Below are 17,380 nucleotides of genomic sequence, written 5' to 3' on the forward strand. Positions count from 1 at the left end.
AAGAGAGGATTGCTCCATGAGTGACAAGCCCGGTTACCGGCGCCCGCAAGCGGGCACCCAACCTGATTACCTGCACCCGGCCTACCAGTCGACGAACTTGCGTTCGCCGTCACAGCCGTTGGTGTTCCTGCCCCATTCCTTGTCGGAAATCACCGGCCCGACCATCGGCGCCGAGCGGATCAACGAGAAAGACAACGACCTCACCGCCCAGCATGAAGGCGAGCCCCAGGGCGAACGCATCATCATCCATGGGCGTGTACTGGACGAAAACGGTTTGCCGGTGCCGGGCATTCTGGTGGAGATCTGGCAGGCCAACGCCGCCGGCCGCTACAACCACAAGCGTGACCTGCACGACGCGCCGCTGGACCCGAACTTCACCGGCACCGGCCGTACCGTCACCGACGCCGATGGCTGGTATCAGTTCCAGACCATCAAGCCCGGCGCTTACCCATGGGGCAATCACCACAACGCGTGGCGCCCGGCGCATATCCACTTTTCGCTGTTCGGCCCCAGCGTGCTGACGCGCTTGGTCACGCAGATGTATTTCCCTGGCGACCCGCTGCTGGAATACGACCCGATCTACAACTGTGTGCCGGACACTTCGGCCAAGCAGCGCCTGATCGCCAGTTTCGACCTGGAAAAAACCATTCCTTCCTATGCCCTCGGCTACCGCTGGGACATCGTCCTGCGCGGCCGCGACGCCACGCCGATGGAGAAATGAGATGAGCCTTTACGCAACCACGTCCCACACCGTCGGGCCGTACTACCACATTGGCCTGACCTGGCTGAACCGCGAAGACCTGACCGTCGCCGCCACCCTTGGTGAGCGCGTGGCGATCAGCGGGCAAGTGGTGGATGGCAACGGTGATGTGGTCAACGACGCCATGCTCGAAGTCTGGCAGGCCAACGCCGCCGGCAAATACGACCACCCGGAAGATGACCAGGACAAGGCCGTCGATCCCAACTTCGAGGGTTTCGGTCGGGTGCCGGTGGACGCCGAAGGGCGTTTTCGCTTTACCACGATCAAGCCGGGCAGCGTGCCGGGGCTCAAGGGCACGACCCAGGCGCCGCATTTGGTAGTGCTGGTGTTTGCCCGTGGCTTGGTGAAGCACTTGCTCACGCGGATTTATTTTGACGGTGAGGCGTTGAATGGGGATGACGCGTTGCTGGCATGTGTGCCTGCCGAACGTCGTGGCACCTTGATTGCTAAGCAGGATGCTGACGGTGTGTATCAGTGGAATGTGATTTTGCAGGGGACAGATAAGGAGACGGTGTTCTTCGACTACTGAGTCCCTTGTCAGGGATCCATAGGGGGGCGAGCCCCTTCCCACATTTGTTAGGCGGCGCGCTCAAAATGTGGGAGGGGGCTTGCCCCCGATGAGGTCAGTTCAGGAGATCCCTATCCAAATGTCTGCTTGCGGAACATGGTTATTGCAAAGTATGTCTAGGCTATAACCGTTCCCACTGAGTGAAAAAATCATGACAACAGCCACCAGTCACTACACCGGAGAAGAGCGCAGCAAACGGATCTTTGCGATTGTCGGTGCCTCCTCCGGCAACCTGGTCGAATGGTTCGACTTCTACGTCTACGCCTTCTGCGCTATCTACTTCGCCCCCGCATTTTTCCCGTCGGACGATCCCACGGTGCAACTGCTCAACACCGCCGGTGTATTCGCCGCCGGGTTCCTGATGCGCCCCATCGGCGGCTGGCTGTTCGGCCGGGTCGCTGACAAGCACGGGCGCAAAAATTCGATGATGATTTCGGTGCTGATGATGTGCGCCGGTTCGTTGGTCATCGCCTTCCTACCTACTTACAAAGACATCGGCGCCTGGGCCCCGGCATTGCTGCTGGTGGCGCGGTTGTTCCAGGGCTTGTCGGTGGGTGGCGAGTACGGCACCACCGCGACGTACATGAGTGAAGTCGCACTCAAAGGCCAGCGCGGCTTCTTCGCCTCGTTCCAGTACGTCACCCTGATCGGAGGCCAACTGCTGGCGGTGTTGGTGGTGGTGATCCTGCAACAGATCCTCACTGAAGAAGAACTGCGTGCCTGGGGCTGGCGGATTCCGTTCGTGATCGGTGCGATTGCGGCGGTGATCTCCCTGTTGCTGCGGCGCACCCTCAAGGAAACCACCAGCAAGGAAACCCGCCAGGACAAGGATGCCGGCAGCGTCGCCGCGCTGTTTCGCAATCACAAAGCGGCCTTCATCACCGTGCTGGGCTACACCGCGGGCGGCTCGCTGATTTTCTACACCTTCACCACCTACATGCAGAAGTACCTGGTGAACACCGCCGGGATGCACGCCAAGACCGCCAGCTACATCATGACCGGCGCGCTGTTTGTGTACATGTGCATGCAGCCGCTGTTCGGCATGCTCTCGGACAAGATCGGCCGACGTAACTCGATGCTCTGGTTCGGCGCCCTCGGTACCCTCTGCACGGTGCCGATCCTGCTGACCCTGAAAACCGTGACAAGCCCGTTCCTGGCCTTTGTACTGATTTCCCTGGCGTTGGCTATCGTGAGTTTCTACACCTCGATCAGCGGCCTGGTGAAAGCGGAAATGTTCCCGCCGCACGTACGTGCCTTGGGGGTGGGCCTGGCTTACGCAGTGGCTAACGCGATCTTCGGTGGCTCGGCGGAATACGTGGCCTTGGGACTCAAATCCATGGGCATGGAAAACACTTTTTATTGGTACGTCACCGGCATGATGGCCGTGGCCTTCCTGTTCAGCTTGCGTCTGCCGAAACAGGCGGAGTACTTGCACCACGATTTGTAAGGGACGCGTTATGACACTGCGCACGAGCAACCAACTGTTCGACGCCTACTTCACCGCTGACAGCATGGCCGAGGTGTTCTGCGACGAGGGGCGCTTGCAGGGCATGCTGGATTTCGAAGCCGGCCTGGCCCGGGCGCAAGCTCAGGTCGGGTTGATCCCGCCGTCGGTCGTCGCACCAATTGCCCAGGCGTGCCTGGCGTCGCTGTATGACATGGACGCCCTCGGCGTGGCGATTGCCTCGGCCGGGAACTCGGCGATTCCATTGGTGAAGGCCTTGGGCAAGTTGATTGCCAGTGGAGATGCCGGCGCCGAGCGCTACGTGCATCTGGGGGCGACGAGCCAGGACGTGATGGACACCGGCCTGGTGCTGCAACTGCGGCGTGCACTGCTGTTGATCGAAACCGACCTGGCCCGCTTGGGCGATGTGCTTGCCGCCCAAGCCCAGCGTTACGCGGTGACGCCGTTGGCCGGGCGCACTTGGTTGCAGCACGCCACGCCGGTCACGCTGGGGATGAAAATCGCCGGTTGGCTGGGCGCTGTGACGCGCAGCCGCCAGCGCTTGGCGGAGTTGAAACCGCGCTTGCTGGTGCTGCAATTTGGCGGCGCCTCCGGAACCCTCGCGGCGTTGGGTGAACAGGCGATGCCCGTGGCCGAGGCCTTGGCGGCCCAGTTACAACTGAGCCTGCCCGAACAGCCCTGGCACACTCAGCGAGATCGTCTGGTGGAGTTCGCCAGCGTGCTGGGTTTGATCGCGGGCAGTCTCGGCAAGCTGGGCCGGGACATCAGCCTGTTGATGCAGACTGAAGCGGCGGAAGTGTTCGAACCGTCGGCGCCGGGCAAGGGCGGCTCGTCCACCATGCCCCATAAACGCAACCCGGTAGGCGCTGCGGTGCTGATCAGTGCGGCTACGCGCGTGCCTGGGTTGGTCTCGACGATGTTCAGCGCCATGCCCCAGGAGCACGAGCGCAGCCTGGGACTGTGGCATGCGGAATGGGAAACCTTGCCGGAGATTTGCCGGTTGGTGTCCGGTGCCTTGCAACAGGCGCTACTGGTGAGCGAAGGGTTGGAAGTCGACTCCGAGCGCATGAAGCAGAACCTCGACCTGACCCAAGGCCTGGTACTGGCCGAAGCCGTCAGCATTGTGCTTGCCCAACGCCTTGGCCGCGAAACCGCGCACCATCTGCTGGAGCAGTGCTGCAAGCGTGCGGTCGCCGAGGGGCGCCATCTGCGCGCGGTATTGGCGGACGAACCGCAGATCACCGCTGAGTTATCTGCGGCCGAACTGGATCGACTGCTCGACCCTGCCCACTATCTGGGCCAGGCCCATACCTGGGTCACGCGTGCTGTCACCGAACATTTTGAACTGACTGCCTGAGGAGGCCCCCATGCCATTTGTACAACTCGCCGAGGGCGACCTGCATTACCAACTGGATGGGCCGGTGGACGCGCCGGTACTGGTGCTGTCCAACTCATTGGGCACCGACCTGCATATGTGGGACATCCAGATCCAGGCCTTCACCGAGCATTTTCGCGTGTTGCGTTTCGATACCCGTGGCCACGGCAAATCCCTGGTTACCGAAGGGCCCTACAGCATCGAGCAACTCGGCCGTGATGTGCTGGCGCTGTTGGACGCACTGGATATTCAACGTGCGCATTTTTGCGGGCTGTCCATGGGTGGCTTGATCGGCCAATGGCTCGGCATCCACGCCGGTGGCCGCCTGAACCGCCTTGTGCTGTGCAACACCGCCGCCAAGATCGGCACGCTGGAGATCTGGAACCCACGCATCGAGATGGTGTTGCGCGATGGCTCGGCGGCGATGGTCGCCTTGCGCGATGCCTCCATTGCACGCTGGTTTACCGCCGACTTTGCAGCGGCGAACCCCCATCAGGCCCAGCAGATCACTGACATGCTCGCGTCCACGTCACCCCAAGGTTACGCGGCCAGCTGCGGCGCCGTGCGTGATGCGGATTTCCGTGAGCAACTGCGCTCGATCAAAGTGCCGACGCTGGTGATTGCGGGCACCGAAGATGCCGTCACACCGCCGGCCGGTAGCCACTTTATCCAGAATCATGTGCAGGGGGCCGAGTACGCTGAGTTCTACGCGGCGCACCTGTCCAACGTTCAGGCCGGCGCTGCATTCAGCGACCGCGTGATTGAATTTTTGCTGGCCCGTTGAGGAGCTGTTTGTGGAAGAGAAACAACGTTATGCCGAGGGCCTGCAAGTACGCCGCGAAGTGCTGGGCGATGCCCATGTCGACCGCAGCCTCAATGCCCTGACCGAGTTCAACAGCGAGTTTCAGGAAATGATCACCCGCCACGCCTGGGGTGATATCTGGACCCGTCCTGGCCTGCCTCGGCACACTCGTAGCCTGATCACGATTGCGATGCTGATCGGCATGAACCGCGCCGAAGAACTCAAGTTGCATCTGCGCGCGGCTGCCAGCAATGGCGTGACCCGTGCCGAGATCAAGGAAGTGCTGATGCAGAGCGCGATCTACTGCGGTATCCCGGCGGCGAATGCCACCTTTCACCTGGCAGAGTCGGTGTGGGATGAATTGGGTGTTGAGTCCCGGCAACCAGAGTAGATTTGAAATGCGGTCGAAATGTGGGAGGGGGCTTGCTCCCGATGGCGATGGATCAGTCAGCGTTATTGAGACTGCACCACCGCCATCGGGAGCAAGCCCCCTCCCACATTTTTGCTCTTCACACGGCTTAAGGTCAGTGGGAGTCGGCGTCCCACACCCAATTCCACACGCCCGGTAAATGCACTTCCTCACTGACAGCCTTCACGGTGCGTGACAGCGCTGCCCGTTCGAGTGCGCCACGGTCGGTGTAGAACGGCTCGGCGGCGGTCTTCATGCCGGTGACCTGGGCACTGTCCAGCAGGATCTGCAGGTATTCCTGCATATGCCGCGCGGTGTAGCGGTTGATGTCGTGGAAGGTCACCACCACCGGTATCACGCCGTCCACTGTCGGCAACTCCCCCAGCGCGATGCGTTCGCGCACGACCGACAGTTGTCGATACAGGTTGGCGCGGCGGCGTGGGCTGCCGTTGAAACCCCAGATCTTGCCGTCATTGGCGCTCAAGTCGGTCAGCAGAACGTGCATGCCATGGCGCTGGTAGGCGGCGAAGGTGCGGCGGTCGTAGTTCCAGAACGGCGGACGGACCAATACCGGTGGTGCGCCGGTGATCGAGGCGATATCGGCAGAACCCTGGGCCAGGGTGCTATCCAGTTCGGCGTTGTTCAGCCAGCGGTGGTTGGTATGGAACGCGGTGGCCGTGTGAAACGCCAGAATATGACCGCCCGCGTACTCACGCTCCATGGTCTTGCGACCCCGTGAACTGCCGCCGGAACGGGCCGCTTCGGTCTGTAAAAAAAACACGGCCTTGATTCCCGGCAACACCGGGTTGTGCGCCAGGTCGGCCACCACCGAACGGCTCGGGTTGTTGTAACCCGAGGCGCTGGGGCCGTCATCGAAGGTCAGCAGAAAACGGATCGGCGCCTGTGCTTGCAGGCGCTGTTCGGTCTGGGGCGTCAGGGCGATAGGCGCGCCGATGCAGCCACTGAGGCTCACGGCCAGGGCCAGCACGGCGGATGCGATGGCGAAGGATTTCATGGTGTGCGCGGGCTCGAAAAAGAGGCCGCTGCTGGGCGGATCAGCAGCGGCAGGCGCGCACGATACAGTAAGTGCCGCGCCGGATTACAGCAGACTTATCGGGTAACTGACGATCAACCGGTTTTCGTCAAACTCGTTGTTGCTGTAGTCGCGGCGCATGCTCGAATTGCGCCAGCGCATCGTCAGGTTTTTCAGGCTGCCACTTTGCACGGTGTAGCCCAATTCACTTTCGCGACCCCATTCCTTACCGTCAGTGATGGTGCCTGTGTGTACGTTGCTGCCGCTGATATAGCGGTTCATCAGCGTCAGCCCCGGCACACCGACGGCGGCGAAGTTGTAGTCGTGGCGCAGTTGCCAGGATTTTTCCTGAGCGTTGTCGTAGCTGGAGTTGTAGCTATCGTTGGCCAGGGTGCCGCCGCTGGTGCCGTTGACGCGCATCCAGGCGTTGTTGCCGGTGAGTTTTTGCAGGCCGACATAGAACGTGTTGCCGCCGTACTTGGCGGAGAACAGGCCGGACCAGGTCTTGTTGTCCAAGTCGCCTGCGCGGGCGCTGCCGTCATCCTTGCCGTAGAAGAACCCGAGGTTGGCGCCCAGGGTCCAGTCACCGAGTGGCTGGCTGTGGGTCAGGTTGACGTATTGTTGGCTATAGATGTCCTTGAGCTGGGCATTCCAGAGGCCGACCTGGGTGCGTTTGTCGTTGAACGCGTATTCGCCGCCCTGGAAGTTGAAGCGGTCCGAAGTGAAAGCGGTTTTGCCGACCATCGACATGTCCGACATGCTGCTGTCGTCTCGCGGGCTGTTGGCGCGGAACTGGCCGCCGTACAGTGTCAGGCCGTCGATTTCCTTGGACGTTATCTGCCCGCCGCGCAGGGTTTGCGGCAGGGAACGGCCGTCATCCGAACGCAGGATCGGTAGCACAGGCATCCATTCGCCGACCTTTACTTCTGTCTTCGAAATACGCGCTTTGAACGCAACGCCGAGACGCCCGAATTCATCCGCCGGCCGGCCGTCATGATCCAGCGGCAGCAACTGCGTGCCGCCAGTACCGCGCCCGCCATCAAGCTTCAACGAGTACAGCCCCAGCACATCCACACCGAACCCCACCGTGCCTTGGGTGAAGCCGGACTTGGCGTCGAGGATGAAACTCTGCGTCCATTCCTGCGCGCCACCCTGGGTTTTGGTTGGGTTGGTGAAATTGCGGTTGATAAAGAAATTACGCAGGTTGAGGTTGGCGCTGGCGTCTTCCAGGAAACCGTGTTCTTCGGCGACGACGGGAAGGGCAAGGCTGGCGACAGCGGTGGCCAGTAAAAGCTGGCGAGGACGGAACGTGCTCATGGCGTTGGACCTGTTGTTATTGGGGTTGTGCAGGTGGCGGCCATGGTGCGGGGCGGTGCGGGAGGGGTTCAATCGGGGGCGGGCGGGTTGTGGGCGATGATCGAACGCAAGTTACCGGGCCTCCCTTTGCCAGGGAGGCGTCGGTTCAATGGCTCAGAGGAAGTAGAGCAGGCTCGTCCACGGGATCTCTGGCAAGTACCTCTGGCAGAGTAGGGTGATCGCTGCCATCACGGCCAGGAAAGCCACCTGCAGCGGACTCCAGTGCGCCCAATGCAAGCCGCTTACCCAAGGGTAAAAGTGCTCGACATACTCATTCACTTTGCCGATACGCCTGCGGTGAAACAGATGTATGCCGATCATTCCCACGTACGTCAGCATGCCCATCACGCCCAGCAGTAAGCCGAACATCAGCAGCATGCCCACTTGAGGAATGCCGTGGCGCAGCACCAGCCAGTGTTGATGAGGGTTGAACCGTGACGGCAGCAGGCGCTTGCTGAGCCACAGGTCCTGGACGATCAGGTGTGATGTCAAGACAGCCCACAACTGAGTGCCACGTATGCCGATAATGGCCGGAGCAAAGGTCAGTATCACCACAATGACGGCGTCGCTGAGCCTATCCATTTTTGTATGTGGGGAAACGGCCAAGGCGGCTGCCAGCGCCAGGCCACCCCATACCCGTATCCAGCTTCGATGGGAGACCGGCCTGGGGAGGAATTCTCGCCAAAAAAATACATTGGCCTGGGGAAGCCGCTCAACCAACTGCGGGTAGCGCCAGGCCAGAACTTCGGCCAGATGCTGGCAGGCGTTCCAGGCATTACTGTCGAAGCTCTGCGTCATCTGTTTTTGTTGCGTCGCCGACATTGGCGTGAGCAACAGGCGCGCCGCCATGGCGTCGGCGGATTTCCATGTCGTGTCCCGGGCCTTGTCTTGCAGGTTGGCGTAGAAGCTTTCCTGTTCGCAACGCGACACCAATTCGCGCCACATCCACGCCGGTTCCGGGTATACGCCTTTCTGGTCGTCCCAACCGAATGCCTGGCACACGCGCTCGAACAGCGGCACGCTCCATTGGGTGTCATGCAACAGGTGCAGGACGATGCGCTGCCACTGCTGTTGCAGGTCGAACACCTGCAGCCAGGGTTGGTCGTTGTACTGCGTGAGCTGGGTGATGAATTCGCGCTCGGCCTTTTGCTCCAGCAGTTCCTGCAGGGTGCGGCGGTAGTCTTGCAGCAGCTCGCCGGTCAGCGCTTCGTATTGCCAGGACGTCATTGCCACCTGCTGCCAGGGGGTCAGCCATTCCAGGTGTTGCGCGGCCCAACCGGCGATGGCGCTGCGTTCGCCCGGTGCTTCGAAGCAATGGCGCAACAGGCCGGCCTGGAACGCATCGGTGCAGCCCTGTCGCTGAGCCTGGGCCCAGCGTTCATCAAGGTTACGCGCGTTGAGGCCATTGAGCAGTGCCTGGGCTGGGGCTGTTGTGAGTGGCTCGAAGGGCGCAGGGCTGACGGGGCTGAGGTCCATCAGTTCGGTCAGGTCATTCAGGTTTCCGTAGACCGCTTCGGCCACGGGCGCCTGGACGTGTTCTTCCTCTTCGTTATCAGCCCGCCAGCGTACTTCACTCAGCGCTTGTTCATAGGCTTCGCGCAGGCGCTGGAAGCCTTTGGCATCGTCATCCGGGCGACAGTTTTTCAGCATCCGCGCATAGTTGCGCTTGATGGCACGTTCGTCGGCGTCTTCCGGCAGTTGCAGCACGCTCCAGCAATCCATGAGTGTGCCCTCAGCGCCAGAACCCATTGTCGAGCTGCTCAAGTTGCCGGGTCAGTTCGCTGCGGGCCTCGCGGATGCGGCGTTCGTCCTGGGTGTCGAGTATCTGCTGGAACTGTGCGGCCCAGTGGCCGAGTTGCTCACGCAGCTCGCCGAGGTTTTCCTGGTAGAGCCGTTCGAGGCGCGCGGTGAGCACGGTGTTGACCTGCTGGTCGCGCGGGTGAACTTTCAACTGCGCCAGGGCTTGCAGGCGTTGCTGGATTTCCTGCGGGCTGAGCACGCCGGGGTTGTTTTCGATCACCAGCGAGTGCTGCTCGCCGGTCAGGGGGATGCTCACCTGGGCTTCCAGCAGGCCGTTGTTGTCGTAGGTGAAGCGCACGTCCAGCGAGACTTCACCGGCCTTGCGCTTGGGTACCGCGATGTCCAGTTGGCCCAGTTCGATGTTGTCTTTCACCAGGCGGCTTTCGCCCTGGTAGATCTTCAGCAGCACCTGGCTCTGGTTGTCGTGCAGCGTCACCACGCTTTTGACCCGGCTCACCGGTACGCTGCTGTTGCGTTCGATCAACGGCAGGTAATGGCCGCTTTCGATATGGCCGCCGTACTGGTTCGAGGTTTCGATGCCCAGGGTGTAGGGGCACACGTCGGTCAGAACGACTTCTTCAAGCGCAGCGGAACGGGCTTTGAGCGCGGCCTGGATCGCGGCGCCGTGGGCGACCACTTGGTCGGGGTCGAGGCTGATCGATGGGAAGCGCCCGAACAATCCGGCGGCGAGTTTGCGCACCAGCGGCATGCGCGTGGTACCGCCCACCAACAGGATCTCATCGAGGTCGCTGACGCGAATCCGTGCATCGCGCAGGGCGCGTTCAATCGGTGCGCGCAGGCGTTCCAGCAGCGGTGTGTAGAGCTTGGCCATTTCCTGTTGAGTGATGGTCTGCACCCACTGTTGGCCATCGACCCGCAGAGCGAACTCGGCGCTGTCGTCCTGGCCCAGGGCTTTGCGCACACGTTCGGCTTCGCGGCGCAGGGCCTGCAGTACGCTGTTGGTGGGTGGGAAACCGTCGGCATTACGCTGGCTGTCGACGAAGTATTCCAGCAGCAGGGTGTCGAAGTCTTCGCCACCGAGGAAGTTGTCGCCGGCACTGGCACGTACTTCCATTACGCCGTCGAACAGTTCGATGATCGACACGTCAAAGGTGCCGCCGCCTAGGTCGAAGACCAGGAATGACGTCTCTTTGTCGCGCTGGTGCAGGCCGTAGGCGAGGGCGGCGGCGGTGGGTTCGTTGATCAGTTTTTCAACATTGAGCCCCGCCAATTCACCGGCGATGCGCGTGGCTTTGCGCTGACCATCGCTGAAGTAGGCGGGCACGCTGATGACGGCTTCGGTGACGGGGTGGCCGTAGGTACGTTCGATATCTTCCTTGATGCTCTTGAGTACCAGCGCCGAGAGTTCTTCGGGGCGGAACGAGCGATCACCCAGACGCACTTCAGTGGCGCTGCCCATGTAGCGCTTGAACAGCGAAGTCGTCAGGTGCGGGTGGGTGTGCAGGCGCTCCTTGGCGGCCTGGCCTACCAGGACACGGCCTTGATCATCCAGCCCGACCACGCTAGGGGTCAACAACTGGCCAAGGGCATTGGGCACCAGTTCAGCGGCATCCCCACGCCAGACGGCCGCGAGGCTGTTGGTGGTTCCCAGGTCGATTCCTACGATCATTACGACAAGCTCCCTCTGTGGTCTGTAAGAATCTGTGACCAATTTTAGCCTGAAAGGTTGTCGGGAAAGCAAGGCGAGAGGATGTTCTGTGGTGAGGGGGGTGAGCCCGTTCACAATAACGGCGGGCATAAAAAAACCGCTTCCGATGAGGGAAGCGGTTTTTTACAGCGCCATTGTCAGAACAACTTCAACGCCGGTGCTTCTTCTTTCAACGGCTCATTCTTCGCCGTCTGCTCGTTCCAGCCGCCGCCGAGAGCCTTGTACAGGTTGACCTCGCTGGTCAGCTGCGCCAGGCGGTCGGTGATCAGCGATTGCTGGGCACTGAACAGTTGGCGTTGTGCGTCGAGGAAGGTCAGGTTGCTGTCGACACCAATGCGGTAGCGACGCTCAGCCAGGCGGTAGTAATCCTGGTTGGCCCCGACGAAGCCACGCTGGGCATCCAGTTGCTGCTTGTAGGTCTCACGGGCGGCGAGGCCGTCGGAGACTTCCTGGAAGCCGGTCTGGATGGCTTTCTCGTAGTTCGCCACGTTGATCTCTTTCTGGATCTTCGAGTAGTCCAGGCTTGCGCGCAGGCTACCAGCGTTGAAGATCGGGATGTTGATCTGCGGTGCAAACGACCAGGTGCCCGAACCGCCTTTGAACAGACCGCCCAGGGTCGGGCTTGCGGTGCCCGCACTGGCCGTCAGGGTGATGCTCGGGAAGAACGCTGCACGGGCAGCGCCGATGTTGGCGTTGGCCGCCTTGAGGTTGTACTCGGCCTGCACGATGTCGGGACGACGTTGCAGCAGGTCCGATGGCAACCCGGCCGGCACGTCGCTGAGCAGGTCATCCGACAGTGGCTTGCTGGCGATATTCGCCGGCAGGCCGGTGCCCAGCAGCAGGGTCAGGCTGTTTTCGTCCTGGGCCACCTGGCGGGTATAACGCGCCAGTTGCACGCGGGCGTTTTCCACCGACGTGCGGGCCTGGCTGAGATCGAGGGCCGAGGCCACGCCGACTTCGTTGCTGCGCGAGGTCAGTTTGAAGCTCTGCTCGAACGCGCCCAGGGTGTCCTGGGTGAGCTTGAGCAGTTCCTTGTCGGCCTGCCAGGTCAGGTAGGCATTGGCCACACTGGCCACCAGGCTGATCTGGGTGCTGCGCCGCGCTTCTTCGGTGGCGAAGTACTTCTGCAGCGCTTCTTCACTCAGGCTGCGGACACGGCCGAACAGGTCCAGCTCGTAGGAACTGATCCCCAAGCCAGCCGAGTACTGGCTGGCGATGGTTGCTTCACCGGTCTGCGACAGCTTGGCCGGCGTACGCGAACGGCTGCCGCTGCCCGTGGCCGATACGGCCGGGAACAGATCGGCGCGCTGGATTTGGTACTGCGCGGCATAGGCATCGATGTTCAGGGCAGCAACGCGCAGGTCACGGTTGTTTTCCAGCGCAGTCTTGATCAGCTGTTGCAGGGCAGGGTCATGGAAAAACTGCCTCCAGCCCTGCTCGGCAGCGGCTTGGTTCGGCGCCTGGGCTGGCGAATACGCCGGCCCCTGCGGGAACTGTGCCGCCACCGGCGCTTCGGGGCGCTGGTAGTCAGGTATCAGCGAGCAGCCACTGAGCACGAAGGCGGTGACGGCTAGGGAAAGTAGCGACTTGCTCATTGGCCAGCCTCTTTAGGAGTTTGCTTAGGTTCAGTCTTTTTACGCTCGCCCGCGGCGGACACGGTTGCAAAGAACAGTGGCACCCAGAAGATCGCCAGGACAGTGGCCGTGATCATACCGCCAATTACGCCGGTACCGATCGCGTGCTGGCTGCCTGAACCGGCGCCCGAGGAGATCGCCAGCGGCAGTACGCCGAGGACGAACGCCATGGAGGTCATGATGATCGGCCGCAAGCGCATACGCGATGCTTCGATGGCGGACTCGACAATGCCTTTGCCTTGTTCGTGGAGCTCTTTGGCGAACTCCACGATCAGGATGGCGTTCTTCGCCGCCAGACCCACCGTCACCAGCAAGCCCACCTGGAAGAACACGTCGTTGGACAAGCCGCGCATGCTGGTGGCGATCAACGCACCCACCACGCCGAGCGGAACCACCAGGATCACTGCGATCGGGATCGACCAGCTTTCGTACAGTGCCGCGAGGCACAGGAACACCACCAGCAGCGACAGCGCATACAACGCCGGCGCCTGGGAGCCGGAGAGGCGTTCTTCATACGACAAGCCCGTCCAGGCGTAGCCCACGCCCGCTGGCAATTGCTTAGCGATGCGTTCGACTTCGGCCATGGCGTCACCGGTACTGTAACCCGGTGCCGGCGTACCGAGGATTTCCATCGCCGCCACACCGTTGTAACGCGAGAGTTTTGGCGAACCGAAGATCCACTTGCCCGAGGCGATGGACGACAACGGCACCATCTTCCCGGAGTCGCTGCGCACGAACCATTTGTTCAGGTCTTCCGGGGACATCCGGCTGGCGGCTTCACCTTGCACGTACACCTTCTTCACCCGACCACGGTCGATGAAGTCGTTGACGTAGCTGCCACCCAGGGCAATCGCCAGGGTCTGGTTGATGCTCGACAGGGTGATGCCTTGGGCACTGGCCCTTTCGTCGTCAACGGTGAGTTCGTACTGCGGCTCATCGTTCACGCCGTTAGGGCGCACACCTGCCAGGATCTTGCTTTGTGCTGCCATACCCAGGAACTGGTTACGTGCCGCCATCAGTTTGTCATGGCCGACACCGCCTTGGTCTTGCAGGAACACGTCGAAGCCGGTGGCGTTACCCAGTTCCAGTACAGACGGCGGAACGATGGCGAATACCATGGCGTCCTTGAAGGTCTGCATGAAGTAGCCCTGGGCGCGCTTGGCGATCTCGAATACCGAGGTGGAAGCATCACGCTCGCCCCACGGTTTGAGCATCACGAAGGCCAGGCCCGAACTCTGGCCACGACCGGCGAAGTTGAAGCCGTTCACGGTAAACACCGATTTCACGCCTTTGCCTTCGCCCGGCTCGCCTTCCTTGTCGTTGAGAAGGAACGCGCGCATATCGTCGATGACTTTTTGCGTCCGTTCAGCCGAAGAGCCGACTGGCGTCTGCACCTGGGCAAAGATCACGCCCTGGTCTTCATCGGGCAGGAACGCAGCAGGGATGCGCATGAACAGCCAGATCATGCCGGCGATGATCAGCGCGTACACCAGGAACGCCGGGATCTTGTGCTTGATCATGTTGCCCACGCCGCGCTCGTAGCTCAATACGCCACGGTCGAAGGTGCGGTTGAACCAGCCGAAGAAACCACGCTTGGGTTGGCCGTGCTTCTCGGGGTCGATCGGCTTGAGCATGGTGGCGCACAAGGCCGGGGTGAAGATCAGGGCAACCAGTACCGACAGCGCCATCGCCGAGACAATGGTGATGGAGAACTGTTTGTAGATCACACCGGTGGATCCACCGAAGAACGCCATCGGCAACAGTACCGCCGACAGTACGAGGGCAATACCCACCAGGGCGCCTTGGATCTGGCCCATGGATTTGATCGTCGCGTCTTTCGGCGATAAGTGCTCCTCGGCCATTACCCGCTCAACGTTTTCGACCACCACGATGGCATCGTCCACCAGCAAGCCGATGGCCAGGATCATGCCGAACATGGTCAGGGTGTTGATGGTGAAGCCAAACGCGGCCAGGATCCCGAAGGTACCCAGCAATACCACCGGCACCGTCATGGTGGTGATGATGGTGGCGCGGAAGTTCTGCAGGAACAGGAACATCACCAGGAACACCAGCACGATCGCTTCGACCAGGGTGTCGACGACACCGGAGATCGATTCGGTCACTACAGGCGTGGTGTCATAGGGCACCACGGCCTTCATGCCAGGCGGGAAGAACGGTTCGAGCGACGCCACAGTGGCGCGGATGGCTTTGCCGGTGTCCAGCGCGTTGGCGCCCGAGGCCAGCTTGATCGCCATACCCGAAGCGGGCTTGCCGTTGAACTGCGCAGCAATGCTGTAGTTCTGGCCACCCAGCTCAATACGGGCGACATCCTTCAGGCGTACCTGTGAACCATCGGTATTGACCTTCATCAGGATATTGCCGAACTGCTCGGCCGTCTGCAGGCGGGTCTTGCCGATGATCGTGGCGTTCAACTGGGTGCCGGGCAGGGCAGGCAGGCCGCCCAGTTGGCCGGTAGCCACCTGTACGTTCTGTGCGGAAATCGCCGTGCTGACATCCACCGGCGTAAGCTGGTAATTGTTCAGCTTTGCCGGGTCAAGCCATATACGCATGGCGTACTGCGAACCGAACACCTGGAAGTCACCCACACCAGCGGTCCGTGAAATCGGGTCCTGGATGTTCGAGACGATGTAGTTGGAGAGGTCGTCCTTGGTCATGCTGCCGTCTTCCGACACCAGACCGATTACCATCAGGAAGTTCTTCACCGACTTGGTCACGCGGATACCCTGCTGCTGCACTTCTTGTGGCAGCAGTGGGGTCGCCAGGTTCAGCTTGTTCTGCACCTGAACCTGAGCGATGTCCGGGTTAGTGCCCTGGTTGAACGTCACGGTAATCGTCATGCTGCCGTCGGAGTTACTGTCCGAGGAAACATAACGCAGGTTGTCGATACCGTTGAGCTGTTGCTCGATGACCTGTACCACGGTGTCCTGCACGGTTTGTGCGGACGCGCCTGGGTAGGTCACCTGAATATCAATGGCGGTCGGCGCAATGGCCGGATACTGGTTGATGGGCAACTTCATGATCGAAAGTGCCCCGACCAGCATGATCACCAGGGCAATTACCCAGGCGAAAATGGGACGGTCGATAAAAAATTTCGACATGGATTACTCCCCTTTGCCAGCAGCGGCAGCAGGAGCAGCAGCGGAACCTGCGGGCTTGGCGTTGTCAGCGTCCTTGACCTTGACCTCAGCGCCCGGCTTGACGTACTGCAGCCCTTCGGTGATCAGGCGGTCCCCGGCGTTCAGGCCTTTTTCCACCAGCCAGTAGGCGCCGGCGGTGCGGTTGGCCACCAGTTCACGCTGCTCGACCTTGTTGTCGGCGTTGACGATCAGCGCTGTTGGAATACCCCTGAGATCACGGGTCACGCCTTGCTGCGGTGCCAGGATGGCCTTGCTGTTCACACCGGCTTGCAATTGGGCGTGTACGAACATGCCCGGCAGCAGGGTGTGGTCAGGGTTAGGGAACACGGCGCGCAGGGTGACCGAGCCGGTGGTCTGGTCGACCGAGACTTCGGAGAACTCCAGCTTGCCGTCCTGGCCGTAATCGCTGCCGTCTTCCAGGGTCAACTTGACCTTGGCGGCATTCGCACCGGCTTTTTCCAGCTGACCGCTCTCCAGGTCGCGGCGCAGTTTCAGCATTTCAGCCGACGACTGTGTGACGTCGACGTAGATCGGGTCCAGTTGCTGAATCACGGCCATCGCATCGGCCTGGCCATTGCTGACCAGCGCGCCTTCGGTGACGGCAGAACGGCCGATACGCCCGGAAATCGGCGCGTACACCTTGGTGTAGCGCACATTGATCTGGGCGGTTTGAACGTTTGCTTCGGCAGTCATGCGGTTCGCGACGGCGGTGTCGTATTCCTGACGGCTGACGGCTTGTTCATCAACCAACTGCTTGTAGCGATCGGTGATGGACTTGGTCTGGGTCAGCGTGGCTTGTGCGCTTTTCAGGGTGGCCTCATAGACCGACGGATCGATCTGATACAGCTGCTGGCCTTCCTTCACGTCGGCGCCTTCTTTGTACAGACGCTTGAGGATAATGCCGTTGACCTGAGGGCGAACTTCCGCGATGCGGTAGGCGGTGGTGCGGCCTGGTAGCTCGGATGTCAGAGTAAAGGCTTGCGGTTGAAGGGTGACCACGCCGACCTGAGGGATTTGAGCGGGCGGAGCCGCTTCTTCCTTTTTACATCCGCTGAGCAGCGATGCCAGGGCGACGGCAGTGACCAGAGCGGTAACAGCTGGCTTAAGTTGCATGAAGATCCTCGGGTCAGGCGCGCAGGGTGCGCACAAGAAGGGTGGAAGGGTAAAAAACAGGCTGTGAGTAGATAAGTAGCTTGCTACGCAATATACTTACGTTCATGGTTGTTTGTAAACTCTTGACAGGCTTCGCGCAATGTTGACAAAGCAACACCCGAAGCCTCGATTCCATTACGTTCGACACCCATGACGGTGTCGTCCCACAAATATTCAGATGATCGTTCGCGTCTATTAA

General features: G+C 61.1%; 13 protein-coding genes. 6 read left to right on the forward strand and 7 right to left on the reverse strand.

All coding sequences use genetic code 11. From position 1 onward, the window contains the following. Nucleotides 1-16 precede the first annotated feature (16 nt). The 6 genes from pcaH (at nucleotide 17) to pcaC (ending at nucleotide 5,361) form a co-directional block, all read left to right on the forward strand. Nucleotides 17-721 (forward strand): protocatechuate 3,4-dioxygenase subunit beta, encoded by a 705-nt coding sequence (gene pcaH / locus CKW32_RS03395; RefSeq protein ID WP_019817832.1) that lies wholly within the window; start codon nucleotides 17-19, stop codon nucleotides 719-721. 1 nt (nucleotide 722) lies between these two features. Then, entirely contained in the window at nucleotides 723-1,289 is a 567-nt protein-coding gene (pcaG, locus tag CKW32_RS03400; protein ID WP_095184039.1) for a protocatechuate 3,4-dioxygenase subunit alpha, read from the forward strand. A gap of 190 nt (nucleotides 1,290-1,479) precedes the next feature. Next, the gene (locus CKW32_RS03405; RefSeq protein WP_032891544.1) at nucleotides 1,480-2,775 is read left to right on the forward strand and encodes an MFS family transporter; all 1,296 of its coding nucleotides are present in this window, start codon (nucleotides 1,480-1,482) and stop codon (nucleotides 2,773-2,775) included. Between the two features lie 10 nt (nucleotides 2,776-2,785). Continuing rightward, nucleotides 2,786-4,150: a 3-carboxy-cis,cis-muconate cycloisomerase gene (locus tag CKW32_RS03410; RefSeq protein WP_095184040.1), complete on the forward strand. Its 1,365-nt coding sequence runs from the start codon at nucleotides 2,786-2,788 to the stop codon at nucleotides 4,148-4,150. A gap of 10 nt (nucleotides 4,151-4,160) precedes the next feature. After that, entirely contained in the window at nucleotides 4,161-4,952 is a 792-nt protein-coding gene (gene pcaD / locus CKW32_RS03415; RefSeq protein WP_032891542.1) for a 3-oxoadipate enol-lactonase, read from the forward strand. 10 nt (nucleotides 4,953-4,962) lie between these two features. Beyond that, nucleotides 4,963-5,361, forward strand: coding sequence for a 4-carboxymuconolactone decarboxylase (gene pcaC, locus CKW32_RS03420; protein WP_032891541.1), 399 nt, complete (start codon nucleotides 4,963-4,965; stop codon nucleotides 5,359-5,361). 133 nt (nucleotides 5,362-5,494) lie between these two features. On the opposite strand, the gene CKW32_RS03425 is transcribed toward pcaC, so the two are convergent. From CKW32_RS03425 to CKW32_RS03455, 7 genes are all read right to left on the reverse strand, one after another. Next, the gene (locus CKW32_RS03425) at nucleotides 5,495-6,394 is read right to left on the reverse strand and encodes a polysaccharide deacetylase family protein (RefSeq protein WP_095184041.1); all 900 of its coding nucleotides are present in this window, start codon (nucleotides 6,392-6,394) and stop codon (nucleotides 5,495-5,497) included. A gap of 84 nt (nucleotides 6,395-6,478) precedes the next feature. Then, nucleotides 6,479-7,729: an OprD family porin gene (locus tag CKW32_RS03430; protein WP_032891878.1), complete on the reverse strand. Its 1,251-nt coding sequence runs from the start codon at nucleotides 7,727-7,729 to the stop codon at nucleotides 6,479-6,481. 153 nt (nucleotides 7,730-7,882) lie between these two features. Then, nucleotides 7,883-9,490, reverse strand: coding sequence for a J domain-containing protein (locus CKW32_RS03435; RefSeq protein WP_095184320.1), 1,608 nt, complete (start codon nucleotides 9,488-9,490; stop codon nucleotides 7,883-7,885). Between the two features lie 10 nt (nucleotides 9,491-9,500). Then, nucleotides 9,501-11,198: a molecular chaperone HscC gene (locus CKW32_RS03440; protein ID WP_095184042.1), complete on the reverse strand. Its 1,698-nt coding sequence runs from the start codon at nucleotides 11,196-11,198 to the stop codon at nucleotides 9,501-9,503. A gap of 176 nt (nucleotides 11,199-11,374) precedes the next feature. Further along, nucleotides 11,375-12,832 (reverse strand): AdeC/AdeK/OprM family multidrug efflux complex outer membrane factor, encoded by a 1,458-nt coding sequence (gene adeC, locus CKW32_RS03445; RefSeq protein WP_095184043.1) that lies wholly within the window; start codon nucleotides 12,830-12,832, stop codon nucleotides 11,375-11,377. Beyond that, entirely contained in the window at nucleotides 12,829-15,990 is a 3,162-nt protein-coding gene (locus CKW32_RS03450) for an efflux RND transporter permease subunit (protein WP_032888352.1), read from the reverse strand. Before CKW32_RS03450 ends, adeC begins: the two co-directional genes overlap by 4 nt. 3 nt (nucleotides 15,991-15,993) lie before the next feature. After that, nucleotides 15,994-17,142, reverse strand: coding sequence for an efflux RND transporter periplasmic adaptor subunit (locus CKW32_RS03455; protein WP_032888349.1), 1,149 nt, complete (start codon nucleotides 17,140-17,142; stop codon nucleotides 15,994-15,996). Nucleotides 17,143-17,380: the final 238 nt, after the last annotated feature.

The organism is Pseudomonas sp. Irchel 3H9 (genome assembly GCF_900187495.1).
GTDB lineage: Bacteria > Pseudomonadota > Gammaproteobacteria > Pseudomonadales > Pseudomonadaceae > Aquipseudomonas > Aquipseudomonas sivasensis.